The sequence below is a fragment of the Rhodovulum sp. 12E13 genome (assembly GCF_003340565.1).
GTDB lineage: Bacteria > Pseudomonadota > Alphaproteobacteria > Rhodobacterales > Rhodobacteraceae > HLUCCA09.
Map to the genome: position 1 here is coordinate 15,538 of NZ_QPLK01000008.1, position 24,092 is coordinate 39,629.

22 protein-coding genes are annotated in these 24,092 nt (G+C 70.9%); 9 read left to right on the forward strand and 13 right to left on the reverse strand.

What is annotated here, in order from left to right; translation table 11 throughout:
* Nucleotides 1-37 precede the first annotated feature (37 nt).
* The 3 genes from DLJ49_RS08955 to DLJ49_RS08965 are packed head-to-tail and all read right to left on the reverse strand — an operon-like array spanning nt 38 to nt 2,884.
* Nucleotides 38-1,180 (reverse strand): ABC transporter substrate-binding protein, encoded by a 1,143-nt coding sequence (locus DLJ49_RS08955; protein ID WP_115393352.1) that lies wholly within the window; start codon nt 1,178-1,180, stop codon nt 38-40.
* A gap of 52 nt (nt 1,181-1,232) precedes the next feature.
* Nucleotides 1,233-2,018, reverse strand: a complete 786-nt coding sequence (locus tag DLJ49_RS08960; protein ID WP_115393201.1) for an ABC transporter permease — start codon at nt 2,016-2,018, stop codon at nt 1,233-1,235.
* Nucleotides 2,018-2,884, reverse strand: coding sequence for an ABC transporter permease (locus DLJ49_RS08965; protein ID WP_115393202.1), 867 nt, complete (start codon nt 2,882-2,884; stop codon nt 2,018-2,020). The genes DLJ49_RS08960 and DLJ49_RS08965 overlap by 1 nt, the downstream gene beginning before the upstream one ends.
* Nucleotides 2,885-3,009: 125 nt before the next feature.
* Between DLJ49_RS08965 and DLJ49_RS08970 the strand changes: the two genes are divergently transcribed.
* On the forward strand, nt 3,010-3,969 hold the full coding sequence (locus DLJ49_RS08970) for a LysR family transcriptional regulator (protein ID WP_115393203.1): 960 nt from the start codon (nt 3,010-3,012) through the stop codon (nt 3,967-3,969).
* 37 nt (nt 3,970-4,006) lie between these two features.
* Here the strand turns inward: DLJ49_RS08970 and DLJ49_RS08975 are convergent, their stop codons facing one another.
* A complete protein-coding gene (locus tag DLJ49_RS08975) occupies nt 4,007-5,047 on the reverse strand; it encodes a cysteine synthase A (RefSeq protein WP_115393204.1) in 1,041 nt (346 codons plus the stop codon).
* A gap of 56 nt (nt 5,048-5,103) precedes the next feature.
* On the reverse strand, nt 5,104-6,024 hold the full coding sequence (locus tag DLJ49_RS08980) for a hydrogen peroxide-inducible genes activator (RefSeq protein WP_115393205.1): 921 nt from the start codon (nt 6,022-6,024) through the stop codon (nt 5,104-5,106).
* A 183-nt stretch (nt 6,025-6,207) separates the two neighbouring features.
* Between DLJ49_RS08980 and katG the strand changes: the two genes are divergently transcribed.
* The 8 genes from katG to DLJ49_RS09020 all read left to right on the forward strand — a co-directional run bounded on the left by katG (nt 6,208) and on the right by DLJ49_RS09020 (nt 15,397).
* Complete coding sequence (katG, locus tag DLJ49_RS08985; protein WP_115393206.1) at nt 6,208-8,436, forward strand: catalase/peroxidase HPI; 2,229 nt, start codon at nt 6,208-6,210, stop codon at nt 8,434-8,436.
* Between the two features lie 271 nt (nt 8,437-8,707).
* A complete protein-coding gene (locus DLJ49_RS08990; protein WP_115393207.1) occupies nt 8,708-9,763 on the forward strand; it encodes an SPOR domain-containing protein in 1,056 nt (351 codons plus the stop codon).
* A gap of 18 nt (nt 9,764-9,781) precedes the next feature.
* A complete protein-coding gene (locus DLJ49_RS08995) occupies nt 9,782-10,936 on the forward strand; it encodes a D-alanyl-D-alanine carboxypeptidase family protein (protein WP_115393208.1) in 1,155 nt (384 codons plus the stop codon).
* A gap of 11 nt (nt 10,937-10,947) precedes the next feature.
* On the forward strand, nt 10,948-11,613 hold the full coding sequence (gene tmk, locus DLJ49_RS09000; RefSeq protein ID WP_115393209.1) for a dTMP kinase: 666 nt from the start codon (nt 10,948-10,950) through the stop codon (nt 11,611-11,613).
* An 18-nt stretch (nt 11,614-11,631) separates the two neighbouring features.
* The gene (locus DLJ49_RS09005; protein WP_115393210.1) at nt 11,632-12,756 is read left to right on the forward strand and encodes a DNA polymerase III subunit delta'; all 1,125 of its coding nucleotides are present in this window, start codon (nt 11,632-11,634) and stop codon (nt 12,754-12,756) included.
* Between the two features lie 43 nt (nt 12,757-12,799).
* Complete coding sequence (locus DLJ49_RS09010; protein ID WP_115393211.1) at nt 12,800-13,660, forward strand: TatD family hydrolase; 861 nt, start codon at nt 12,800-12,802, stop codon at nt 13,658-13,660.
* Nucleotides 13,660-14,457 carry an MBL fold metallo-hydrolase gene (locus DLJ49_RS09015; protein ID WP_115393212.1) on the forward strand — a complete coding sequence of 266 codons (798 nt, stop codon included), beginning with the start codon at nt 13,660-13,662 and terminating at the stop codon, nt 14,455-14,457. The genes DLJ49_RS09010 and DLJ49_RS09015 overlap by 1 nt, the downstream gene beginning before the upstream one ends.
* 4 nt (nt 14,458-14,461) lie before the next feature.
* Nucleotides 14,462-15,397: an AEC family transporter gene (locus tag DLJ49_RS09020; protein ID WP_115393213.1), complete on the forward strand. Its 936-nt coding sequence runs from the start codon at nt 14,462-14,464 to the stop codon at nt 15,395-15,397.
* Nucleotides 15,398-15,427: 30 nt separating this feature from the next.
* Here DLJ49_RS09020 and lpxC read toward each other — a convergent pair whose 3' ends face one another.
* The 8 genes from lpxC to murB form a co-directional block, all read right to left on the reverse strand.
* Entirely contained in the window at nt 15,428-16,351 is a 924-nt protein-coding gene (lpxC, locus tag DLJ49_RS09025; protein ID WP_115393214.1) for a UDP-3-O-acyl-N-acetylglucosamine deacetylase, read from the reverse strand.
* Nucleotides 16,352-16,721: 370 nt separating this feature from the next.
* Nucleotides 16,722-18,392 (reverse strand): cell division protein FtsZ, encoded by a 1,671-nt coding sequence (gene ftsZ / locus DLJ49_RS09030; RefSeq protein ID WP_115393215.1) that lies wholly within the window; start codon nt 18,390-18,392, stop codon nt 16,722-16,724.
* A gap of 426 nt (nt 18,393-18,818) precedes the next feature.
* Nucleotides 18,819-19,439, reverse strand: a complete 621-nt coding sequence (locus DLJ49_RS09035; protein ID WP_115393216.1) for a hypothetical protein — start codon at nt 19,437-19,439, stop codon at nt 18,819-18,821.
* Between the two features lie 72 nt (nt 19,440-19,511).
* Nucleotides 19,512-20,846 (reverse strand): cell division protein FtsA, encoded by a 1,335-nt coding sequence (ftsA, locus tag DLJ49_RS09040; protein WP_115393353.1) that lies wholly within the window; start codon nt 20,844-20,846, stop codon nt 19,512-19,514.
* 5 nt (nt 20,847-20,851) lie between these two features.
* Entirely contained in the window at nt 20,852-21,706 is an 855-nt protein-coding gene (locus DLJ49_RS09045; protein ID WP_115393217.1) for a cell division protein FtsQ/DivIB, read from the reverse strand.
* 55 nt (nt 21,707-21,761) lie between these two features.
* Nucleotides 21,762-21,989 (reverse strand): hypothetical protein, encoded by a 228-nt coding sequence (locus DLJ49_RS09050; protein ID WP_115393218.1) that lies wholly within the window; start codon nt 21,987-21,989, stop codon nt 21,762-21,764.
* The gene (locus tag DLJ49_RS09055) at nt 21,977-22,891 is read right to left on the reverse strand and encodes a D-alanine--D-alanine ligase (protein WP_115393219.1); all 915 of its coding nucleotides are present in this window, start codon (nt 22,889-22,891) and stop codon (nt 21,977-21,979) included. Before DLJ49_RS09055 ends, DLJ49_RS09050 begins: the two co-directional genes overlap by 13 nt.
* Nucleotides 22,892-23,013: 122 nt before the next feature.
* Nucleotides 23,014-23,979 (reverse strand): UDP-N-acetylmuramate dehydrogenase, encoded by a 966-nt coding sequence (gene murB, locus DLJ49_RS09060; protein ID WP_115393220.1) that lies wholly within the window; start codon nt 23,977-23,979, stop codon nt 23,014-23,016.
* Nucleotides 23,980-24,092: the final 113 nt, after the last annotated feature.

The window sequence follows — 24,092 nt, forward strand, 5'->3', positions numbered from 1 at the left end:
GCGGCCGACACGCGCCGGCCGCGCGCCCCTTGCGGCGTCAGTAGCCCCGCGCCACGCGGCCGAATTCCCTCGACCAGTCGGCCTCGTTGCCGTTCCAGTACTCGGGATCGGCGAAGGTGAGGCCCGAGAGCGTGCCGGTCGGGTCGAAGGCCGGCAGCGTGGGGATCTTCGATCCCAGATCCACCTTCGTCGCGTCGAGCGCGGGCGGGTAGTTCTGCCCTTCGGCCACGGCGATCGAGGTCTCGGGCGCGAGCATGAAGTTGAGGAGTTCCTCGCAGGCCGCGACCGGGGAGCCCTTGATGACGAACAGGCATTCCTGCCAGCCGAAGCCGCTCGGCGGGTCGTAGTATCCGATGTCGTGGCCCTGCTCCTGCAGCGCGGCGATCCGGCCCGACCAGCCTTCGGTGACGTAGATCTCCTCCTCCGCGAGCAGGCTCATGAGCTCGGCGCCCGAGCCCCAGTACTTGAGCGCGAGGTCGCGGTGCTGGCGGATGGCGTCCCAGACCGCCTCCATGTCTTCGATGTTGTTGGGGTCCTGCCCGGTCTGCAGCGCGCCATACCAGATGCGGGTGCGCCAGTCCGACCAGCCGCCGATCTTGCCCTCGTAGGCGGCGTCGATGAGAATCCTTGCGCCCTTCTCCTGCATCTCCTCGTCCGAGATGTAGGCGCGGTTGTAGGCCAGCCCCGTGGTGCCGTAGTTGTAGGGAACGGCCGAAAGCGCGTCGGGCGTGATCGCCCGGTAGGGCGTGACGATGTTCTCCATCACCAGCGCGAAGTTGGGGATGTTGTCGAGGTTGAGCTCGGTCGTCAGGCCGAAGTTGTTGTAGCGGGCATAGTCGAACACGCCCGACAGGTGGGCGATGTTGTACTCGCCCGGCTGACTCGCGCGCACCTGCGCGAGATACTCGTCGCCGCCCGAGAAGGTCCCGTCGACCACCTCGATTCCGGTCTCGGCGGTGTAGGGGTCGAAGGCGTGCTCGCGGAAGGCCTCCGAGACGACGCCGCCCCAGCCGTCGAAGCGGACCTGGCTCACCTCCTGCGCGCGGGCGTAGCGCGCGAAGGGCGTTTGCATGCCATAGGCGAGGCCCGCGGCCCCGATCAGGCCGAGGAAGTTGCGGCGCTCGATGTCGCCGTTGCGGTAGCGCTCGAGCAGGCGCTCGTAGCGGGTCGTGTCGTCGATCTTGCGGGTCATCTCCCTGTCTCCTTTTTTCTGTGGGTGGGGTCGGGGCGGTTCACCCGCCGCTTCTGATGGCGAGCGCGCGGGCGAGGGCGAGGCCCAGCAGGGGCAGGCCCACGGTCATGACGATCATCACCGTGCCCAGCGCGTTGATCTCGGGCGAGATGGAGTTGCGCAGCATCGAGAAGATCTGCGTCGGCACCGTCTCCACGCCGCCCGGCTTCCAGAAGAGCGTCCCGGTGATGTCGTCGAAGCTGATGGTGAAGGCGAAGAGCGCGCCCGCGAGCACCGCCGGCATCATCAGCGGCAGGGTGATCTGGAAGAAGGTCTGCACCGGCGAGGCGCCGAGGCTCTGCGCCGCCTCCTCGATGTCGCGCCGGATCGAGACGAGGCGCGCCTGCACCACGAGGATCACGAAGGGCAGGGTGAAGATGACGTGGCCGAGCAGCAGCAGCGTGAAGCTCTTGTTCACCTCGAGGAAGTTGAGGAACAGCAGCAACGCCACCGCCAGCACCACCTCGGGCACGAGAATGGGCGCGATCAGCAGCGTCGAGATGTAGTTCTCGCCCGGGACGCGATAGCGCACGAGCGCAAGCGAGGCGAGCACGCCCAGCGTGGTCGAGATCAGCGCCGTCAGCGCCCCGAGGATCAGCGAGGTGCGGAAGGCCCGCAGGATCGCGTCGTTCTGCGCCAGTTCGACGAACCAGCGGAACGAGAAGCCCGTCATCGGGAAGGAGCCGAATTGCGAGGCGTTGAACGACAGCAGCACCACCACTCCCACGGGCAGGAACATGAACCCGTAGACCAGCAGCGTGTAGAGCCTCAGCGCCCCCCAGCCCATCAGCCCAGTCCCTTCATCAGCTGCGCCATGCCGAGATAGCGGTTGTAGATCAGCACCAGCGCGCCGAGCACGATCAGCAGCATCAGCGAGAGCGCCGAGCCGAGCGGCCAGTTGAGCTGGGTGATGATCGCCTCGTAAACGAGGTTGGCGAACATCGCGTCGCGCGGCCCGCCCAGCACCATCGGCGTGATGTAGGTGCCCGCGCCCAGCACGAAGCACAGCAGCGATCCGGCCGCGAGGCCGGGCAGCGACAGCGGCAGCGTCACCTGAAGGAAGGCCTGCCAGCGCGTCGCGCCGAGCGAGGTCGCGGCATCCTCGAGGTTGGTGTCGATCCCCTCGAGGCTGACGAACACGTTCAGCACCATGAAGGGCAGCAGGAAGTGAACGAGGCCGAGAATGACGGTCGTCTCGTTGTAGAGCATCTGGACGGGTTCGGAGAGAATGCCCGCGCCAACCAGAAGCGTGTTGAGCGCGCCCGACGTGCCCAGGATGTTGATCCACGACATCGTGCGGATGATGTAGCTGATCCAGAAGGGCAGGATCAGCAGAAGCAGCAGCAGCGCCTTGTTGCCCTTCGAGCGCGCGATGAAATAGGCCGCCGGATAGCCCATCAGCGCGCAGACGATCGTGGTGATCGCCGCGATCTTCAGCGTATTCAGCAGGATGTCGCGGTAGAAGGCGTCGGTCAGCGCCTCCTGCCAGTTCTGCATCGAGAAGGCGGGTATGTCGGCACCGGTCGCCGAGCTCAGCCAGAACGAATACACCACGATGAACAGCAGCGGCACGAACAGGAGCAGCGTCACCGCTGTGAGCGCGGGCGTCAGCAGGATCCAGGGCTGTCGCGCTTCGCGCGCTTCCACCGACATGGTGCGGCGTGTCTCCCTCGCTGGTGCGGGCCGCCTTCTGGCAGGGCAGCCTCGGGGCAGGAGTTGACGCGGCTCCACCCCATCAATCAAATAGATAGGAACGATACTTGTCAGAGGCCGTATCTATGCTGCGCCCCGACGCCCCCGAGCGCATCGTGCGCGAGCTCGACTGGAACCTCCTGCGCACCTTCGTCGTGCTGGCGCAGTCGGGCTCGATCACCGAGGCCGCGGGCAAGCTGCGCCTCGCCCAGCCCTCGGTTTCGGCCGCGCTCAAGCGGCTGGAAGAGCGGGTGGGCAAGCAGCTCATCGTGCGCGGCGCGGGGCAATTCCACCTGACCGAGGCGGGCGAGGCGCTCAGGCGCGAGGCGGTCGAGATCCAGGGCTCGATCCTGCGGATCGCGACGCTGATGCGCGACGTGACCGACGAGATCCGCGGCCACCTGCGGATCGCGCTGGCCAGCCACGTCGTCTGTCCGCTCTTCGACCGGGTGCTGGCCGAGTTCCATGCCGCCCACCCCCGCGCCACCGTCTCGCTCGAGGTGCGGTCGTCGGCCGAGGCGATCGCAGGCGTGGCCGACAAGAGCGCCTCGCTCGCCGTCTGCCTCGTGCGCGAGCGCAACCCGCGGCTGGAATACCGCCGGCTCTACCGCGAGTTCTTCGGGCTCTACTGCGGCCCGCCCCATCCGCTCTTCGGCCGCGAGGGGCTGACGCGGGCCGATCTCGCCGGGCAGTCGGCCGTGGGCTTCGAGACCGACCGGCTGGGCGGCATCCTGCAGGCGGTGACCCTGCTGCGCGCCGAGGCCGAGATGCGCGACGAGATGGTGGGCGTGTCGAGCCACCTTGAGGAGGTGCGGCGGATGATCGTGGCCGGTCTAGGCATCGGCGCCCTGCCCCTCCACGTCGCCGCCCGTGACGTTGCCGACGGCCTGTTGTGGCGGCTGCCGCCCTACGATGACCCGCCGCCGGCCGACGTGCACGTGGTGTGGAATCCGCGCACGCGGATGAACCGGGCCGAGCGCACCTTCCTCGCCACGCTGACCGAGGCCATCGAGGCGACGCCGATCGAGGAGCGGACGTATTCCTGACCGGTGGCTCGCCCCACGCAGAGCGGCTGAACGCCCCTCAACCGGCCTCCGCCACCGTCATGTCGGGCAACTCGCGCCTGGGCCGCGACAGGAAGTCGGGCACGGGCAGCCCCTTCTCCGCCAGGAAGTCGGCGTTGAAGAGGCGCGAGGCATAGCGGTTGCCGTAATCGCAGAGGACGGTGACGATGGTATGGCCCGGCCCCATCTCGCGGGCCAGCCGCATGGCCCCGGCCACGTTGATGCCCGACGACAGGCCGAGGCAGAGCCCCTCGCGCTCGAGCATCTCGAAGACGAGCGGCAGGCCCTCGGCATCGGGCACGTTGCAGGCGAAATCGGGCGTGAACCCTTCGAGGTTCGCCGTGATCCGCCCCTGCCCGATGCCCTCGGCGATCGACGAGCCCTCGGCCTTGAGCTCGCCATGGGCATAGTAATGATACAGCGCCGCGCCGTCCGGGTCGGCGATGCCGATCTTCACGCCCCTAGGTTGCAGCGCCTCGGCCACGCCCGCGAGCGTGCCGCCCGAGCCCACCGCGCAGATGAAGCCGTCGACGCGCCCGCCCGTCTGCTCCCAGATCTCGGGGCCGGTCGTCTCGACATGGGCCTGCCGGTTGGCCACGTTGTCGAACTGGTTGGCCCAGATCGCGCCGCCCTCCACCCTGTCGGCCAGCGCCTCGGCCAGCCGGCCCGAGTAGCGGACGAAGTTGTTGGGGTTGCGGTAGGGGGCGGCGGGCACCTCGACCAGCTCGGCCCCCGCGATCCGCAGCATCTGCTTCTTCTCGTCGCTCTGCGTCTCGGGGATGACGATAACCGTCCTGAACCCCATCGACGCGCCCACCAGCGCCAGCCCGATCCCGGTATTGCCCGCCGTGCCCTCGACGATGGTGCCGCCGGGGGCGAGCGCGCCGCGCGCCACCGCGTCGCGGATGATGGAGAGCGCGGCGCGGTCCTTGACCGACTGGCCCGGATTCATGAACTCGCACTTGCCGAGGATCTCGCAGCCCGTCGCCTCGGACGCGCCCTTGAGGCGGATCAGCGGCGTGTTCCCCACCGCGTCGGCCAGGTCGTTGCGGATGGTCATGGGCTCGGCCCTCCTCTCGCTCGCGCCCCCGGTTCAATCCCTGCCCGGAGCCGCTGTCAACTCGCGGCCGGCAAGGCCCGGCCATGCAGCCCTTCCGCCGCCCGCCGCACCGCGCCTGCCACCTCGTGCAGCCGGTCGGCGAGGGGCGATGAGCGGCGCCAGACCATGCCGATGGTGCGCGAGGGCTGCGGCTCGGGAAAACGCGCCACCGACACGTCGGCCGAGCGCGTCTCGACCGGCACCGCCATCTCGGGGATGAGCGTGACGCCGATGCCGGCGGCCACCATCTGCACCAGCGTCGACAGCGACGAGCCGTCGAGCAGGTCGCGCGGGCGCGCCGGGCCGAGATCGCAGAACGACAGCGCCTGGTCGCGGAAGCAGTGGCCCTCTTCCAGCAGCAGCAGGCGCATCCGCGCCAGCGTCTCGGCAGACGGCACGGGGCGTCCGGCCTCGGCCGCCGGCCGCACCAGAACGAAGGCCTCGGTGAACAGCGCCACCTCCGCGAGCGCGGGCTCGGAGACGGGCAGCGCCACGATGGCGGTGTCGAGCCGCCCCTCGGAAAGCTCGGTCAGCAGCTTCGGCGTGACCGTCTCCCGCACACGGATGTCGAGCGCGGAATGGGCGCGGCCGAGATCGCCGACGATGGCGGGCAGCAGGTAGGGCGCGACAGTCGGGATCACCCCGATCCGCAGCCGCCCCGCAAGGCGGTCGCGCGAGGCACGGGCGAGGTCGTCGAGCTCGTCGACACCGCGCAGGATGTCGCGAACCCGCGCCGCCACCTCCTCGCCGAAGCCGGTCAGCCGCACCTGGCGCGCGCCCCGCTCGAACAGGGCCGCGCCGAACGCCGCCTCCAGGTCGCGGATCTGCATCGACAGTGCCGGCTGGCTGATCGCGCAGGCCTCGGCCGCCCGACCGAAATGGCCATGCCGCGCCAGCGCCTCGAAATAGCGGAACTGCTTGAGAGTGAGCCCCTTCATAAGCCCATCTTATCCTTCTGATCAGAAGATTCAACTTACCCTGATGGGGCCGCTCTGGTAACGATCATCGCGGGAGGGCTGGGCGAGTCGCGCCGCATCGCGCCGCAGCGGCTCCGGCGACGGCCTCCCGCCGCCCGTGCGCACCGGGCGGCCGCACCCTGAGAGGCACGATCGGAGAAGACGATGGACGGAAACGACATGGAGACCGGGTGCCCGGTCATGCACACGCGGTTCGGCGGCCGCTCCAACCGCGACTGGTGGCCCAACCAGCTCAACCTGCGGATCCTGCACCAGCGTCCCGTCGCGGGCAATCCGATGGGTCTGGACTTCGACTACCGCGAGGAGTTCCTCAAGCTCGACCTCGACGAGATCAAGAAGGATCTCTACGCCCTGATGACCGACAGCCAGGACTGGTGGCCGGCCGATTACGGCCACTATGGCGGCCTCTTCATCCGCATGGCGTGGCACTCGGCCGGCACCTACCGCACCGGCGACGGCCGCGGCGGCGCGGGCGCGGGCCAGCAGCGCTTCGCGCCGCTCAACTCGTGGCCCGACAACGCTAACCTGGACAAGGCCCGCCGCCTGCTCTGGCCGATCAAGCAGAAATACGGCAACCGCATCAGCTGGGCCGACCTGATGATCCTCGCCGGCAACGCCGCGATCGAGCACATGGGCGGCAAGACCTTCGGCTTCGCCGGCGGCCGGGAAGACGTGTTCGAGCCCGAGGAAGATGTCTACTGGGGCTCCGAGGTCGAGTGGCTGGCCACCTCCGACAAGGAAAACAGCCGCTACCAGGGCGAGCGCCTGCTCGAGAACCCGCTCGCCGCGGTGCAGATGGGCCTGATCTACGTCAACCCCGAGGGGCCTGACGGCAAGCCCGACCCGCTCGCCTCGGCCAGGGACATCCGCGAGACCTTCGCGCGCATGGCGATGAACGACTACGAGACGGTCGCGCTCACCGCCGGCGGCCACACCTTCGGCAAGTGCCACGGCGCCGGCGACGCCGCGCTCGTTGGCGCCGAGCCCGAGGCGGCCGACATCGCCGAGATGGGCCTCGGCTGGAAGTCGTCCTACGAGTCCGGGCATGGCGCGCAGGCGATCACCTCGGGCATCGAGGGCGCGTGGACGCCCAACCCCACCAAGTGGGACATGGGCTATTTCGACATGCTCTTCGGCTACGAGTGGGAGCTGGTGAAATCGCCCGCCGGCGCCTGGCAGTGGCAGCCCAAGGACGTCGACGCCGATCACATGGCGCCCGCCGCCGACGACCCCTCGAAGAAGGTGACCACCATCATGACCACCGCCGACATGGCGATGCGGATGGATCCCGACTACGAGAAGATCTCGCGCCACTTCCACCAGAACCCCGACGAGTTCGCCGACGCCTTCGCGCGTGCATGGTTCAAGCTGACCCACCGCGACATGGGGCCGAAGTCGCGCTACCTCGGCGCCGAGGTGCCGGCCGAGGATCTGATCTGGCAGGATCCGGTGCCGGCCGTCGATCACCCGCTCGTCGACGAGGCCGACGTCGAGGCGCTCAAGGCCAAGGTGCTCGACAGCGGTCTCTCGGTGCAGGAGCTCGTCCGCGTGGCGTGGGGCGCGGCGGCCACCTTCCGCGGCTCCGACATGCGCGGCGGCGCCAACGGCGCGCGCATCCGCCTCGCCCCGCAGAAGGACTGGGAGGTGAACCAGCCCGACGAGCTGGGCAAGGTGCTGGGCGTGCTCGAAGGCATCAAGGCCGACTTCGACGGCAGCGCCTCGGGCGGCAAGAAGATCTCGCTCGCCGACCTGATCGTGCTGGCCGGCTCGGCCGCCGTCGAGGCTGCGGCGAAGGCCGCCGGCCATGACGTGACCGTGCCCTTCACCCCCGGCCGCACCGACGCGACCGAGGAGCAGACCGACGTGGAGAGCTTCGAGGTGCTCGAGCCCTTCGCGGATGCGTGGCGCAACTACCTCAAGGCCGAGTACAACATGTCGGCCGAGGAGCTGATGGTCGACCGCGCCCAGCTGCTGACCCTCACCGCGCCCGAGATGACGGTGCTCGTGGGCGGCATGCGCGCGATCGGCGCCAACCATCCCCAGGCGGGCGACCGCGGCCTGTTCACGACCCGCGTCGGCCAGCTCACGACCGACTTCTTCCGCAACCTCATGGACATGGGGCTCGAGTGGAAGCCGGCCGACGACAGCCAGCAGACCTTCGAGGGCCGCGACCGCAAGACGGGCGACCTGAAGTGGAAAGCCACGCGCGTCGACCTCGTGTTCGGCTCGAACTCGCAGCTGCGAGCGATCTCGGAGGTCTATGCCCAGGAGGACGCGCAGGAGAAGTTCTTGCGCGACTTCGTGGCGGCCTGGACCAAGGTGATGGAGGCCGACCGCTTCGACCTCGAAAAGCCGACCAGCAGGGCCGCCTGAGCGGCCGCCGGGGCGCACGCCCCTCGGCCCTTGCCCGGCACATGCGGCGGGCCGCCCTGCGCGGCCCGCCGTTTTCCTGCGCGGGCCAGCGCGGCGCAAGCCGTTTCCCGCGCGCCACGCTGTCGCGTCCTTTGGGCGCGCACGCTTTGCGAACGTGGCGAAACCCTGTATACATTCTGGCAAAACAAGCTCCGCAACGGGGCGACCGAGCAGTGCGGCCGAAGTGACGGCCGGAAGAACGCGGGCGCAGACCTGCGTGAAAGGGGCGAAAATGGGCAGCAAGCTTTCCTTGTATGTCGGCGTATCCGTTGCGGCCGTGGTTCTGGCCGGGTGCGAAGATGGCACGGGGCTGGGCTCGTCCCGGCCGGAGACGGCGGCAACCGCGGCCGCCGACCGGCCCGCGGCGACGCGGCTGGTCGAGCGCGACGTCGAGGCGCCCGACGTCTTTCAGATGTCCGAGGCGGGCCTGTGGGACGGGCGCCCCTCGCTCGGCGGTGTCTGGGTCGCGCATCCCGCGGCGACCGACCCCGAGCGCGTGATGATCCGCAACGCCGCCAACGGCGAGACCGTGATCGGCGCCCTGTTCCGGCGCGAGCGGACCGGGCCCGGGCCACGCTTCCAGGTCTCGTCTGACGCGGCGAGCGCCCTCGGGATGCTGGCAGGCGCGCCCGTCGAGCTGGACGTGACCGCGCTGCGCCGCCAGGAGGCGCCCGAGCCTGCCCCCGAAGCCGAGGCCGAAGCCGCCGAACCCGCCGCGCTGGCAGAGGCCGAGCCGGTCGAGACCGAGGCGCTCGACCCGATACAGTCTGCCGCCGCCGCGATCGACCGTGCCGAGGCGAGCGCCGAGCCCGCCGAGCCGGTCTCAGCCGAGACGCAGGCATCGTCCGACGGCGAACCGGCCGCGCCGCAGGCTGCGCCCGAACGCGAACGCCGGGGCCTCTTCGCCGGCCTGTTCCGCCGCCAGGCATCCGAGCCGCTCTCGGCCATCTCCGGTGCGACGGCCGTCGGCGCCGCCGCCGGCACCGTCGTTTCGCCGGGAATCGGATCCGGCGAGCCGTCTCCGCAGCCGGCCGCCGCGCGCGCCCCTCAAGCTGCGAACGGAACCTACATCCAGATCGGCATCTTCTCGGTCGAGGCCAACGCCAAGGAGGCGGCCGACGCCCTGCGCGCCAACGGGATCGTGCCCACGATCTACGAGCAGCAGAGCGCGGAGCGCACGTTCTGGCGCGTCGTCGCCGGCCCCGCATCCTCGGAAGGCGACCGCTCGGCGCTTCTCCGAAAAGTGAAGGGGCTCGGCTATGCCGACGCCTATGCCGTCTCGAGCTAGAGGTGTAATGCGCTGCCCATGACCCGCCTGCTGCCCCTCGCGCTCGCCGCCCTTGTCGCCCTCGCCAGCGCCGCCCACGCGGCCTTCGAGACCCGCGCCACCGCTGCCTGGATCTACGACCAGACAACGGGCACGGTGCTTCTCGAGAAGAACGCGCACCAGCCGCTGCCGCCTGCGTCGATGTCAAAGCTGATGACGCTGAACATGCTGTTCGAGGCGCTGCGGGACGGTCGCGTCACGCTCGACACGCGGTTCTCGGTCTCGTCCAGGGCGCGCGCGATGGGCGGCTCGACGATGTTCCTCGACGAGACCGACCGGCCCACGGTCGAGAGCCTCATAAAGGGCATCATCGTGCAGTCGGGCAACGATGCCTGCGTCGTCGTGGCCGAGGGTCTGGCGGGCAGCGAGGAGGCCTTCGCCCGGCTGATGAACGAGCGGGCGAGGGTGATCGGGCTGACCGACAGCAATTTCGTCAATTCCTCGGGCTGGCCGCACCCCGACCACAGGATGTCGATGGCCGATCTCGGCAAGCTGTCGGTGCGCCTGATCGAGGAGTTTCCCGACTACTACCAGTACTTCGCCCTGCAGGAATACGAGTTCGACGGGCGCGCGCCGTCGAACACGCGCAACCGCAACCCCATCCTGGGGCTCGGCATCGGCGCCGACGGGCTCAAGACGGGCCACACCCAGGAGGCGGGCTACGCACTCGCCGGATCGGCCGTGCAGGGAGAGCGGCGCATCGTGTTCGTGATCAGCGGTCTCGACAGCCGTGCCGCCCGCGCCGAGGAATCCGAGCGGATCATCAGCTGGGCCTTCCGCCAGTTCGTCGAGCGCACCGTGGCCGAGAAGGGCACCCGGCTCGCCGAGGTGCCGGTGCATCTGGGCGCCGAGCGCAGCGTGGGCATGATCGTGCCCGAGGACGTGTCGCTGCTCGTGCCCGCGCTGGTGCAGGGCCAGCTCGAGGCCGAGATCTCCTACGAAGCGCCGCTGGTGGCGCCGGTCCGGGCCGGTCAGCAGATCGGCACGCTGCGGATCGACCTGCCCGAGCTCGGCCTGCGGGAGCTGCCGCTCACGGCCGCGAACGACGTCGCCGCCGGCGGATTCATGCCCCGGTTGCGGACGGCGGCCGAGGTGCTCCTGCGCGACATCGCGGGCCGCGCCTCGCCACTCTGAGCGGCCGCCGCATGAAGGGCGCGACGCGGCGAGGGCTCTTCGTCAGCTTCGAGGGGATCGACGGGTCTGGAAAGTCGACCCAGGCACGGCGGCTGGCAGAACGGTTGCGTGCCGGGGGCGCCGAGCCGCTTCTCACGCGCGAGCCCGGCGGATCGCCCGGCGCCGAGGATATTCGCCGCCTGCTGGTCGAGGGCGACCCGCACCGATGGTCGCCGACCACCGAGATCCTGCTGTTCACCGCCGCCCGGCGCGACCACCTGGAGCGGACGATCCTCCCCGCCCTTGCGCAGGGGCAGACGGTCATCACCGATCGCTTTGCCGATTCCACCCGCGTCTACCAGGGCGCGGCGCGCGACGGCGGCGCGCTGCGCGCGCTGGTCGACCGGCTGCACGCCGAGGTGATCGGCACCGAGCCCGACCTGACGCTCGTCATCGACACCGATCCCGAGGTGGCGCTGGCCCGCGGGCTTGCGCGGCGGTCAGGCGAGGATAGGTTCGAGGAGATGGGTCTCGACTTCCAGTACCGCCTGCGCGACGGCTTCCGCGCCCTCGCCGCCGAGGCGCCCGCCCGCGTGCGGCTGATCGACGGCGACCGCCCCGAGGCCGAGGTGGCGGCGGAGGTGGCGGCTCTGGTCGCCGCGCAGACCGCGCGACCGCCCCCGAGCGCCCCCGAGTGAGCCTCCCGTGAGCCCCCAGTGAGCGACGACGACATCCCCGAGGCCGACCGCCTGCCCGGCGCCCCGCACCCACGCGAGGCGGCGCAGGTCTTCGGGCACGGCGAGGCCGAGGCGGCGTTTCTCGACGCCTATGCTTCGGGCCGGCTCCACCACGCCTGGCTGATCGCGGGGCCCGAAGGCGTCGGCAAGGCGACCCTGGCCTGGCGGCTCGCGCGCTTCCTGCTCGCCCAGCCGGCCGAAGAGGGCGGCGGCCTGTTCGGTGCCCCCGAGCCGCCCGGCAGCCTCGACGTCGCGCCCGACCATCCCGTGGCCCGCCGCGTGGCCGCGCTGTCGGAGCCGCGTCTCTTCCTGCTGCGCCGCCCGTGGGACGACAAGACGAAGAAGCTCAAGACCGAGATCACCGTCGACGCCACGCGCCGGCTCAAGGAGTTCTTCGCGCTGTCGGCGGCCGAGGGGGGGCGGCGGGTGGTGATCGTCGATGCGGCCGACGAGATGAACCGCTCGGCCGCCAACGCGCTTCTGAAGCTGCTCGAGGAGCCGCCCGAGCGCGCCACCCTCCTGCTGGTCGCGCACAGCCCCGCGCGCCTGTTGCCGACGATCCGCTCGCGCTGCCGCACCCTGCGCCTGCGCCCCCTGCCCGCCCCGGACCTCGCCGAGGCGCTGGCCCAGGCGGGCGCCGAGCCGGTCGAGGGACCGACCGCGCCGGGCCTCGCGGCGCTCGCCGACGGCTCTGTCGGCGCCGCCTTCCAGCTTGTCGAGAGCGACGGGCTCGCCTTCTATGGCGGTCTCGTGCAGCTTTTCACCGCCGCGCCGGGCATCGACCGTCCTGCCGCCATCGCGCTCGCCCAAGAGCCGGGGCCGGAGGGCTTTCCCCTCGCGCTGCACCTGACCGAGATGTTCCTCGCCCGCCTCGCCCGGGCGGGCATCACCGGCCCGCCCGAGCCCGAGGCGGTGCCGGGCGAGGCCGCCGCTCTCGCCCGCCTGTCGCCGGATGCCGCCGCCGCCCGCGCCTGGGCCGCCGTGGCGCAGGAGGCCGGCGAGCGCGCCCGCCACGGGTTCGCGGTCAACCTTGACCCTGCCGCGCTCCTCCTCGATATGTTCCTGCGCGTCGACGGGGCCGCCCGCCAGCCCGCCCCGGCCTGAGACGCGCGCCAGCCCAACGCCGCCACACCCCGAGGAGGCCCGGATGCCCACCCCCGCCTCAGGCGAGACCGCGCCCCACGACGGAGCCCAAGCCGCCCGGATCACCGACAGCCACTGTCACCTCGACTTCCCCGATTTCGCCGGCGAGTTGCACGAGGTGATCGCCCGCGCAGGCGACGCGGGCGTGCACCGGATGGTGACGATCTGCACCAGGCTCGCCAACGAGCCGCAAGTGCGCGCCGTGGCCGAGACGCATTTCCCCGTCTTCTACGCCGCGGGCACCCACCCGATGTCGGCCGCGACCGAGCCGATGGCCACGGCCGATCAGCTCGAGGCGCTGGCCGCCCACCCCAAATTCGTCGGCATCGGCGAGTCGGGGCTCGATTACCACTACACCTCCGAGAGCGCCGCCGTGCAGCAGGAGAGCCTGCGCGTGCACATCGAGGCCGCGCGCCGCACCGGCCTGCCGCTGATCATCCACGCCCGCGACGCCGACGACGACATGGCGCGCATCCTGACCGAGGAGCATCGCGCAGGCGCCTACACCTGCGTCATGCACTGCTTCTCGTCGGGGCGCGCGCTGGCCGAGGCGGCGCTCGATCTCGGCTTCTACCTGTCGATGTCGGGCATCGCCGCCTTCCCCAGGTCGACCGAGTTGCGCGAGATCTTCGCCGCCGCCCCCCTCGACCGCATTCTCGTGGAGACCGACGCGCCGTATCTCGCGCCGCCGCCGCACCGAGGCAAGCGCAACGAGCCGGCCTATACCGCCCACACCGCGCAGGTGGGCGCCGAGCTCTTCGGCCTGCCCTATCCCGAGTTCGCCGCCGCGACGGAGGCCAATTTCGACAGGCTGTTCCGGAAGGCGGCCGAGTGGGGCCACACGCGGGAGGCCAGGCACGCCTGATGGGCACCTTGCGCTTCACGATCCTCGGCTGCGGCTCGTCGGGCGGCGTGCCCCGCCTCGGCGGTCACTGGGGCGATTGCGACCCGGCCGAGCCGCGCAACATGCGCCGCCGCTGCTCGCTGCTGGTGGAGCGCGAGGCGGGCGGCAAGACGACCCGCGTGCTGATCGACGCCTCGCCCGACCTGCGCGCCCAGCTGCTCGACGCAGGCGTGGGCGAGCTGCAGGGCGTCGTGTTCACCCACGCCCATGCCGACCATACCCACGGTCTCGACGACCTTCGCATGATCGTCTTCAACATGCGGCAGCGCCTGCCCGTCTGGGCCGACGCGCCGACGCAGGCCGATCTCTATCAACGCTTCGCCTACGCCTTCGTGCAGCCCGAGGGGTCGAGCTATCCGCCCATTCTCGAGATGAACCCGATCGAGGGCGAGATCGCGATCGACGGCCCCGGCGGCACGATCCGCCTCGCGCCGTTCGATGTCGGGCATGGCGACATCGGCGCGCTCGGCTTCCGCATCGGGGGCGTCGCCTACCTGCCCGACGCCAACGCGATACCTGAGGCGAGCTGGGCCGCGCTCGAGCGCCTCGACTGCTGGATCGTCGATGCGCTGCGCCGCCGCCCGCACCCGAGCCATGCCCATCTCGAGATGACCCTGGGCTGGATCGAGCGCGCCCGGCCCGCCCGGGCGATCCTGACCAACATGCATGTCGATCTCGACTACGCCACCGTCGATGCCGAGACGCCCGACCACGTCACCCCCGCCCATGACGGGCTGACGCTGACCTTCCCGGACTGAGCGCTTGGCGGCCCTGCTCGAGGTCATCCTTCCCGTCTTTCTCGTGATCGGGGCGGGCTATGCCGCTGTCTGGCGCGGCGTCTTCGCCGACAGCGCGGTGGACGGGCTGATGATCTTCACCCAGCGCTTCGCCATTCCGTGCCTGCTGTTCCGCGCGCTGGCCGAGCTCGACCTCGGGCTGCACCTCGACATCCGGCTGCTCGTATCGTTCTACGCGGGCTCGGCGGCGAGCTTTGCCGTCGGGCTGGCGGGCGCGCGGGCGCTGTTCCGCAGGCCGTGGCCCGACGCAGTGGCCATCGGCTTCGCCTGCATGTTCTGCAACACGGTGCTGCTGGGCCTGCCGCTCACCGAGCGGGCCTACGGCACCGAGGCGATGGCGGGCAACTACGCGATCATCGCCTTCCACGCGCCGTTCGGCTACGCGGTGGGGATCACGGCGATGGAGACGGTGCGCGCGCAGGGCATGGGCCTGTCGCCCGGCGCCTTCGGCGCCAAGGTGCTGCGCGCGATGTTCTCGAACGCGCTGATCCTCGGCATCGCGGCGGGGTTCGCCGTCAACCTCCTGGCCATCCCCCTGCCCGGCCCCCTGACCGACGCGCTCGACCTGATGATCCGCGCGGCGATCCCGGCGGCGCTGTTCGGCCTCGGGGGCGTGCTCTACCGCTACCGGCCCGAGGGCGATCTGCGCCAGATCGGCTTCATGCTGGTGGTCACCCTGCTGATGCACCCGACGGTGACATTCGGCCTCGGCTCGGCGCTCGCGCTGCCGACGGAGGGTTTGCGCTCTGCGGTGGTTACGGCGGCGATGCCCGCGGGCGTCAACGCCTACATCTTCGCCAACATGTACGGGGTGGCGCGGCGGGTGGCCGCCTCGACCGTGCTGATGGGAACGGGGGCCAGCCTGCTCACCGCGTGGTTCTGGCTGGCCGTGCTGCCCTGAGCGCTCCCTCTTCCGGCCGGTCGCCCGCCGTCAGGCGACGGCCGCAAGATCGGCGAGTCTGACGCCCATGCCGGGCAGGCGGCGCTGGCATTCGGCGTCGCATTCGACCCACTCCACCGCGCCGGGCGTGGCGAAGAGCGCGCGCAACAGGCCGTTGGTCAGCGCGTGGCCCGCGCGGCGCCCCGTATAGGCGCCGAGCAGAGGCGCGCCCGCGAGCGCGAGATCGCCCAGGGCATCGAGCATCTTGTGGCGCACCGGTTCGTCGCTGTGGCGCAGGCCGCCGGGCGAAAGCACGCGGTCGCCCTCGACCACCACGGCGTTGTCCAGCGTTCCGCCCAGTGCGAGGCCCGCAGCCCGCATCCTGTCGATGTCGGCCGCCCGGCAGAAGGTGCGGCTGTCGCAGAGCTCGCGCACGAAGGCGCCGTTGCCCATGTCGAGCGAGAGGCGCTGCCGACCGATGGCGGCGTCGGCAAAGTCGATCTCGAAGGCGATGGACAGCCCCTCGGCCGGCTCGATCCGGGCGAGCGCGCCCCCGGGGCCGGCAACCTCGACCGGGCGGCACACCCGGAGTGCGCGCACGGGGGTGTCGAGCCGGCGAACGCCCGCGCCGAGGATCGCCTGGGCGAAGGCGGCGGCCGAGCCGTCGAGGATCGGGATTTCGGGCCCCGTGACCTCGATCATCGCGTTGTGCACGCCGCACCCCGCGAGCGCCGCCATCAGATGCTCGACGGTGGAGACCGACACACCATCCTCATTGACCAGACGCGTGCAGAGCGGCACCTGCTCGACACCGTCCCATCGCGCCGCGATGTAGGGATCGGCCGCCTTGACGTCGGTCCGATGGAACCAGATGCCGAGCTCGGCAGCGGCGGGCGAGATCGTCACCCGCGCGGGCCTCCCGGTATGGAGCCCGATGCCGCTGAGCGCCACGGGTCGTCTGAGCGTCGTCTGCACGGTCGCGCCCTCGCCTGCTGTCGTCGCGTTTCCACCGACCGTTCCCTTGGTCGGCGCCTGGCCTCCCCGCCGCTTCGGGCGGGTTCGAGGCAGGCTTGCGCTCGTCGCGCCGGCCCGCCCCTTGCCGGATGCGGCACGGCCGAGGCCGCGCCTGCGCACCCACCCAAGAGCCGCATACAGAGCGGACCGGGTAAGAACAATTCAACGATAGTTACCGCCTGAAACATGGGGCGCGGCCCATCGGCAGGATATTGCCGACACATTCACGTCAACACGCAGATTCTTGATATAAAACAAAAAACGGGCCGGCATAGCCGGCCCGAACTGGAGGTTGCTGCTCGTGCGCGTCAGCGCTTTTTTCTTGCCTGTGTCAGTTTGCCTGACGCCTCAGGAAGGCAGGAATCTCGATGCGTTCCTGCTCGGGATTGGTGTCGGGTTCGTCTTCGTAGCCGCGTGGCGGGATGCTCGCGCGCGGTTGCGGGCGCGGCGGTGCCTCGCGCGGCTCGGAGCGCAGGTGCGGCTCGGCGCGGTGGGCCTGTGCCTCGCCGCCATGCCCCGACATGCGGTTGATGAGCGAGCCGATGCCGAAGCGGCCCGCTTGCCCGCGTTCGGCCGCCGCCCGCTCCTCGGTGTGGCCCGGGCCGGCCGGAATGCCGCCCTCCTGTTCGGGGCGCGAGCGGCTCACGGCGGCCTGCAGGCGGGCGAGCGTCTCGGCGCTGGGCTGGCCGCGCGTCGCCGGCCCCTTCGGCGCGACGAAGGCCGGCTCGTCGGGTGTCTGGTCGCGCGCGGCGGCCGGCGGCTCGGGCCGATAGGCCGGCGGCGGCAGGGCGTCGTCGGCCGTCTCGTCGTCATGCGCCTCGTCGGCGTCGCGCAGGGCCGCTTCGCGCGGGGGGAACGTGTCGAAAAGGCCCGGCTCGGGCGCCTCGGCCACCTCGTCCTGCGGCTCGGGGGCGGGGGCGGCTGCGGCAGCCGGTGCCTCGTCGCGCTCCTGCTCCGCAGGCTCGACCGTGCGGAGAGCCAGAGGCTCGCTCATCGACCGGCGCGGACGCGGGATGTCGTGGCTCGCCGCGGTGGCGTCGATCCCCGTGGCGACGACCGAGACGCGCATCCGCCCCTCCATCTCGGCGTCGAGAGTGGAGCCGACGATGATGTTCGCGTCGGGGTCGACTTCCTCGCGGATGCGGTTGGCGGCTTCGTCGAGCTCGAACAGCGTCAGGTCGTGGCCGCCGGTGATGTTGATGAGCACCCCCTTGGCGCCCTTGAGGCTGATCTCGTCGAGCAGCGGGTTGGCGATGGCCTTTTCGGCGGCCTGGATCGCCCGATCCTCGCCGTCGGACTCACCCGTGCCCATCATCGCCTTGCCCATCTCGTCCATCACCGCGCGCACGTCGGCGAAGTCGAGGTTGATGAGGCCGGGGCGCACCATCAGGTCGGTCACGCCCTTGACGCCCTGGTAGAGCACGTCGTCGGCGAGGCTGAAGGCCTCGGTGAAGGTCGTCTTCTCGTTGGCCAGGCGGAACAGGTTCTGGTTGGGGATGATGATGAGGGTGTCGACCACCTTCTGCAGGCGCTCGACCCCCTCCTCGGCCTGGCGCATCCGCTTGCCGCCCTCGAACTGGAACGGCTTGGTCACGACGCCGACGGTCAGCACGCCGAGCTCGCGCGCGGCCTGCGCGATGATCGGCGCGGCCCCGGTGCCGGTGCCCCCGCCCATGCCGGCGGTGATGAAGCACATGTGCGCGCCGGCGAGGTGGTCGACGATCTCCTCGATCGTCTCCTCGGCGGCGGCGGCGCCGATCTGGGCCTTGGCACCGGCGCCGAGCCCTTCGGTCACCTTGACGCCCATCTGGATCTTGGCGGGCGCGCGGCTCTGCTGCAGGGCCTGCGCGTCGGTGTTGGCGGTGACGAACTCCACCCCCGCCAGCTCCTTCTCGATCATGTTGTTGACGGCATTGCCACCGGCGCCGCCCACGCCGAACACTGTGATCCGCGGCTTGAGCTCGGTCTGGTCGTTCTTGGGCATGGAAAGGTTCAAGGTCATTGCTCCGGTCGCCTGCTGCTGTCTCGCGGTGCCTCTCGGGGGGCCTTTTTGCCCTCTCCGACCGCCGTCCCCGTGATTTTTCAGCAACCATAGCCACGGAAGGGCCATTCGTCACGCGGAAATCACGATTCAGCCACGAAATATCGCGTGGGCCGGCAGGAAACCGCCCCGATCTCGGATGCAGACCCATATGTAGCGATCATGGGCGCAGACACACCGAGGCACCCGCGGGAGAGCCCTCGCGCGGGGATATGCGGTATCGACGATTAGGGGGCGACTGCTCTGCCTGCCGCCAGGCCTCTGACGGGCCTTGGGCGTGAGCCTAGCAAGGGCGCACGGCGCCGTCATCCGGAAAATCGCGGACGGGCCCACGCACGAAAAAGGGGCCCGCAGGCCCCTCTCGACAAACGACACGTGCCGACCGCGTCACGACCTGCGGCGCATCACCCGAAGCGCGCCGAACGCGGCCATCCCGCCCAACGCCAGAGGAAGAGCCCCGGGAACGGGAATGGGCGTGGCGTGCACGACCGCGGTGGCGCGGAAACCAGCCTGCCCCCCATCGTCCTCCAGTTCGAAGCGCAGCGTGTTCATCCCGGCATTGAACAAGGTGGCGTCGCTCGTCCCGTAGACTCCGTTCGCGAGGATGTCGTTGAACGTATCGACTGTTGTCGTGCTGAAGCTGGCGAGTTCATTGCCATTGAGAAACACGGTGCCCAAGTTGTCCACCGCCCAGAGCCCCGACAACGACGCCGTGCTGACGATGTATTGCGACATGTCGAACTGGAACTCGAAAATGGCCGAATCGACGGTTTGGATGTTGTCGACCCAGACAAAGTGCGAGGCCGGAGCCGTCGGGGTATCGCCCTCGTCGTCATAGGCTGCATTCGTCGAGCGGATCTCGTCGCCGGAAACGGGTTCGATCCCGCCGAGCGGCCCAGTAAGGGTCGATGCCTCGTACGCAACGGTCGCGGCCAGCGCCGAAGACGCCATCAGCGCGCACGCAATCGCGACCGACGAAGACAGAACTACACGACGCACTTTGAGCACTCCCAAAATCTTGTTGAACCAACCGTAACCTTCGCAATTGCGGCACGTCAAGGCCGGTGTGCAGATCCGCGCTCACCAGTTGTCGCGAAACCACCGGATCGCGCGCTTGAGCGAGCGGGCGGGCAGGCGGTCGGCCGGCATCTCGAAGTCCCACCACTCGTCCTGCGGGTGGGCGGCGAACAGGCACAGGCCCACCGACGAGGCGAAGGCCGGGCCGGCCGCCGCCTGCGGCAGGCCCTGCACGCGCAGCGGGCGCCCGAGGCGCACCTGCTGGCCGAGGATGCGGCTGGCCAGCCCGTCGAGCCCGGGGATCTGGCTGCCCCCGCCCGTCAGCACGATCTGCTGGGCCGGCAGATGCTCGAACCCGGCCGCGTCGAGCCTCTGCCGGACGTCTTCCAGGATCTCCTCCACCCGCGGCCGCATGATGCCGATCAGCTCGGCGCGGCTGACGGTGCGGCGGTCGTGCTCCCAGTCGCCGGTGTCGCCGCCGATCTCGATCATCTCGCGGTCGTCCATGCCCGTGGCCACGACACCGCCATGCACGGTCTTCAGGCGCTCTGCCACATGCATGGGCACCTGCAGGCCCTTCGAGATGTCGGCGGTGACGTGCTCGCCGCCGATTCGCACCGAATCGGCATAGATCATGTGTTTCTTGATGAAGATCGACAGGCTGGTGGCGCCCCCGCCGATATCGACGCAGGCGCCGCCCAGCTCCTGCTCGTCCTCGACCAGCGCCGAGATGCCCGAGACGTAGGCCGACGAGGCCAGGCCCGCGAGCTCGAGATCGCAGCGCTTGATGCAGTAGGCCAGGTTCTGCACCGCCTGCTCCTCGACCGTCAGCAGGTGCATGTCGGCCATCAGCGCGTTGCCCGTCTGGCCGCGCGGGTCCATCAGCCCCGTGCGATGGTCGATGGCGAAGTTCACCGGCTGGGCGTGCAGCACTTCGCGGTGGGGGCCGATGTCGGGCACGTCGCAGGCGGCGAGCACGCGCGCCACGTCGGCCTCCTGCACCACGCTGTCGGTCAGCTCGATCCGCCCCTCCAGCCCGTAGGAGCGCGGCCGCGCCCCCGAGAAGCAGGCGATCACGTGATCGACCCTGACGCCGGCCATCTTCTGCGCCGCCTGGACGGCGGTGCGGATCGCGCGCTCGGTCTCCTGCATGGCGTGGATCTCGCCGAACTGCACCCCGCGCGAGCGCGTCGTCGCCGCGCCGATCACCCGGAACGACGACTGCCCGGCGAGCGAGCCCACGCCCTCGTGCGCCGGCAGGCGGCCGGGGCCGTCGAAACGCAGCACGAGGCAGGCGATCTTGGCCGTGCCGACGTCGAGGATGGCCACCACGCCGCGGTCCATCGCCTGCTTGCGCATGCGGCGCATGGCCCGCTGGGACTGGTAGAGGTCGGTCATCGTCATCAATCTCCGACGGTGTCGAGGGAACGGATGCGCACGAGCTCGGCCATGGCGTCGGCCGTGAGCCGCAGGGTCGGCCGGCCGGGCAGGCGGAGGTCGACATGGGTCAGGTCGCGGTCGAGCAGGTCGCGCGCCTCGTCGAGCGCGATCAGCCGCTCGAGCGCGGCGACGGGCCGTGCTTCGGGCAGCAGGATGCGCTGGCCACGGGTCAGCACCACGTCCCACCGCCGCTCGCCCATGCGTTGCAGGCCGCGCAGGCGGTCGGACAGCGGCCGGGCGGCCTCGAAGAGGGCCAGCGCCTGCGCCGCGGCGTCATTCGCGCCCTCGCCGGCGATCAGCGGCAGCTCGGGCCAGTCGGCCCGGGCCGCGGCGGCGGCGATGGGGTGGCCCTCGGCATCGACCAGCATCAGCCCCTCGACCGTGCGCCAGATCAGCGCCGGCTCGCGTTCGACGATCTCGACCTGCAGGGTGCCGCCGGGCTTGATGCGCAGGTGCGCCGAGGCGACCGCGTCGATCGTCTCGATCTCGGCGCGCATCGCCTCGAGGTCGAGGTCGAAGGAAGAAAGCGGGAAGTCGACCGGCACCGTCTCGCGCACCGCGCGCGACAGCTCGGCCGAGGCGCCGTCGATCGCCATCAGGTGCACCATGAATTCCGGCCGCTCCTCGACGGTGCGGCGCATTTCCTGCGCGGTCTCGCGCAGGGTCTGCACGCGGGCGGGGTCCGACGCCCACCAGACGGCGGCCGCGCCTGCCACGACCAGCGGCAGACCGGTGCGGACGGCGCGGCGCACCAGCGGGCGCAGCCACAGCCGCTCGAGCCGATAGGCCAGGCGCGAGGGGGCGGGATCGCGCCGCATCACCCCGCCCTTCCGCCACGACGCCGTGCGGCGCCTGCCCTGCCGCCGCGCCCGGTCATGACGAGCCGGGCCCGGCGAAGGCGCGCCGCATTTCCGAGAAGGTGTCCGAGACCACCTGCATCGGCTCCGGATGGGCGGCGATCCAGCTCGCCAGCCCGACGACACCGCCAAGCGTGAGCGCCCAGCCCAGCAGTTTCGGGCCGGCGCGCGGCGCTGCGGGCGGCGTCTCCGCCTCGTGCCCGCTCTCCGTGTCCTGTCGCGCGTCGGTCTCTAGCGGTCGCATGAGGCGTCCTCCACAAGCCAGCGGCAGAGCGCGCCGAAGCCGAGGCCGGCATGCTCCGCCTGTTCGGGGGTGAGCGAGGTGGGCGTCATGCCCGGCTGCGTGTTGGTCTCGAGCAGCACCAGCCCGTCGGCGCCGCGCGCCTCGTCCCAGCGGAAGTCGGTGCGCGACACGCCGCGGCAGCCCAGCGCCACGTGCGCGCGGCGCGCGTAGTCCTCGCAGAGGGCGGCGATCTCGGGGGGGATATCGGCCGGGATGACGTGGCGCGACCCGCCCGGGGCATATTTCGCCTCGTAATTGTACCAGCCGTCGGTCAGGATGTCGGTGACGCCAAGCGCGCGGTCGCCCATCACCGAGGTGGTCAGCTCGCGCCCGGGCGCGTAACGCTCGACCATCACGGCGGCAGGCATGTCGGGGGAAAGCTGCGGCGGCCCGCTGGCCGCATCGCGCACGATGTAGATGCCGACCGACGAGCCCTCGTTGTTGGGTTTCACCACATAGGGCGGGGCGATCACATGCCGGGCGCGCACCTCGTCGGCGGGGGCGATCACGCTCTCGGCACAGGGCAGCCCGGCGGCGCGATAGGCGGCCTTGGTCCGCTCCTTGTCCATTGCCAGCGCCGAGGCCAGCACGCCGGAATGGGTGTAGGGCAGGCGCAGCCACTCGAGCAGGCCCTGCACGCAGCCGTCCTCGCCCCAGCGGCCGTGCAGCGCGTTGAAGCAGACGTCGGGCGCGAGGTCGACCAGACGCGCGGGCAGGTCCGGCCCGGCGTCCAGCTCGATCACGTCGTATCCCTCGCCCCGGAGCGCCGCCGCGCATTCGCGGCCCGACGAGAGCGACACCTCGCGCTCCGCCGACGGCCCCCCCATGAGGACCGCGATCCGGGGGGCTGCCCTGCTCGACATGCCCCGTTCCTGCCTCGGGGCCGTTACCCGGCCCGTGTTATCGGCCCCGTTGGGGCCGTCTGCCGATGCGGCGAACAGACATAACGCGCCCCGCCCCGTCCGGGGGCGTCGGGGGCTGGATGTCAGGTGGCCTGCTCGCCTCTGCTCTCGGGGGCCGTTTCGCCGACCCTCATGATCTCCCACTGTAGCTGGAGGCCCTGCGTCTCGTAAACTCTTTTCCGCACGAGTTCTCCCAGCCCCTCGAGGTCCGCGGCGGTGGCGCCACCGGTATTGACGAGGAAGTTGGCGTGCATCGGCGACATCTGCGCGCCGCCGAGCCGCGCGCCCCGCATGCCGGCGTCTTCGATCACCTTCCACGCCTTCAGCTCGTGGCTGTCGTCGGGCGCCCCGGTGGAGGACTGGCCCGACGGGTTACGGAAGGTCGAGCCGGCGGTGCGCTCCTTCGTCGGCTGGGTGGCGTCGCGTTTCGCCAGTTGGTCCGCCATCCGCGCGGCCAGCGCCTCGGGCGCGCCCGCGGGCGGGCGGAACGTCGCCTCGACGATCACCCAGCCTGCCGGCAGTTCCGAGTGGCGGTAGGCGAGGCGCAGGTCGGCGGCGGACAGCGTGACGGCCGCGCCCGCCCGTGTGACGGCGCGCACGCTCTCCAGCCGGTCGGCGGTGTAGGTGCCGTAGCAGCCCGCGTTCATCCGCACCACGCCGCCGATGGCGCCGGGGATCGTGCGCAGGAAGGTCAGGTCGAGCCCCGCCTCGGCCGCGCGCCTGGCCACCTGCGCGTCGAGCGCCGCGGCCCCGGCGACCACCCGCTCGCCCTCGACGCGCACGGCGTTGAAGCCCCGCCCGAGCCGGACGGTCACGCCCCGCAAGCCCCCGTCGCGGACGATCAGGTTCGAGCCGACCCCCATGGGGAACACAGGCACCTCCGCCGGCAGCGCGGCGAGGAACGCCGCCAGATCAGCCTCGTCGGCGGGCTGGAACAGCCACTCCGCCGGCCCCCCCACCCGCAGCCAGGTGAGATCGGAGAGCGGCTTGCCGGCCGTGAGACGGCCGCGGGGGGTGGGGAGGGTCGCTGACGGATCGCGGTTGGTCATGCGGCCGTCCTTCGCCGATTTGTCGTCGGTATGCCAGCGCCGCGGGGAGCGACGAGGGACGCGCCCGACCCTGGGATGGGCGCATGGAGGGCCACGTTCATTCGGAGCGAGGC

Excerpts from the sequence above, each read along its gene's own strand:
- DLJ49_RS08960 (WP_115393201.1), bottom strand. The coding sequence starts at position 2,018 with ATGGGCTGGGGGGCGCTGAGGCTCTACACGCTGCTGGTCTACGGGTTC.
- DLJ49_RS08965 (WP_115393202.1), bottom strand. The coding sequence starts at position 2,884 with ATGTCGGTGGAAGCGCGCGAAGCGCGACAGCCCTGGATCCTGCTGACG.
- DLJ49_RS08970 (WP_115393203.1), top strand. The coding sequence starts at position 3,010 with ATGCTGCGCCCCGACGCCCCCGAGCGCATCGTGCGCGAGCTCGACTGG.
- DLJ49_RS08975 (WP_115393204.1), bottom strand. The coding sequence starts at position 5,047 with ATGACCATCCGCAACGACCTGGCCGACGCGGTGGGGAACACGCCGCTG.
- DLJ49_RS08980 (WP_115393205.1), bottom strand. The coding sequence starts at position 6,024 with ATGAAGGGGCTCACTCTCAAGCAGTTCCGCTATTTCGAGGCGCTGGCG.
- katG (WP_115393206.1), top strand. The coding sequence starts at position 6,208 with ATGGACGGAAACGACATGGAGACCGGGTGCCCGGTCATGCACACGCGG.
- DLJ49_RS08990 (WP_115393207.1), top strand. The coding sequence starts at position 8,708 with ATGGGCAGCAAGCTTTCCTTGTATGTCGGCGTATCCGTTGCGGCCGTG.
- DLJ49_RS08995 (WP_115393208.1), top strand. The coding sequence starts at position 9,782 with ATGACCCGCCTGCTGCCCCTCGCGCTCGCCGCCCTTGTCGCCCTCGCC.
- tmk (WP_115393209.1), top strand. The coding sequence starts at position 10,948 with ATGAAGGGCGCGACGCGGCGAGGGCTCTTCGTCAGCTTCGAGGGGATC.
- DLJ49_RS09010 (WP_115393211.1), top strand. The coding sequence starts at position 12,800 with ATGCCCACCCCCGCCTCAGGCGAGACCGCGCCCCACGACGGAGCCCAA.
- DLJ49_RS09015 (WP_115393212.1), top strand. The coding sequence starts at position 13,660 with ATGGGCACCTTGCGCTTCACGATCCTCGGCTGCGGCTCGTCGGGCGGC.
- ftsZ (WP_115393215.1), bottom strand. The coding sequence starts at position 18,392 with ATGACCTTGAACCTTTCCATGCCCAAGAACGACCAGACCGAGCTCAAG.
- ftsA (WP_115393353.1), bottom strand. The coding sequence starts at position 20,846 with ATGACCGACCTCTACCAGTCCCAGCGGGCCATGCGCCGCATGCGCAAG.
- DLJ49_RS09045 (WP_115393217.1), bottom strand. The coding sequence starts at position 21,706 with ATGCGGCGCGATCCCGCCCCCTCGCGCCTGGCCTATCGGCTCGAGCGG.
- DLJ49_RS09050 (WP_115393218.1), bottom strand. The coding sequence starts at position 21,989 with ATGCGACCGCTAGAGACCGACGCGCGACAGGACACGGAGAGCGGGCAC.
- DLJ49_RS09055 (WP_115393219.1), bottom strand. The coding sequence starts at position 22,891 with ATGTCGAGCAGGGCAGCCCCCCGGATCGCGGTCCTCATGGGGGGGCCG.
- murB (WP_115393220.1), bottom strand. The coding sequence starts at position 23,979 with ATGACCAACCGCGATCCGTCAGCGACCCTCCCCACCCCCCGCGGCCGT.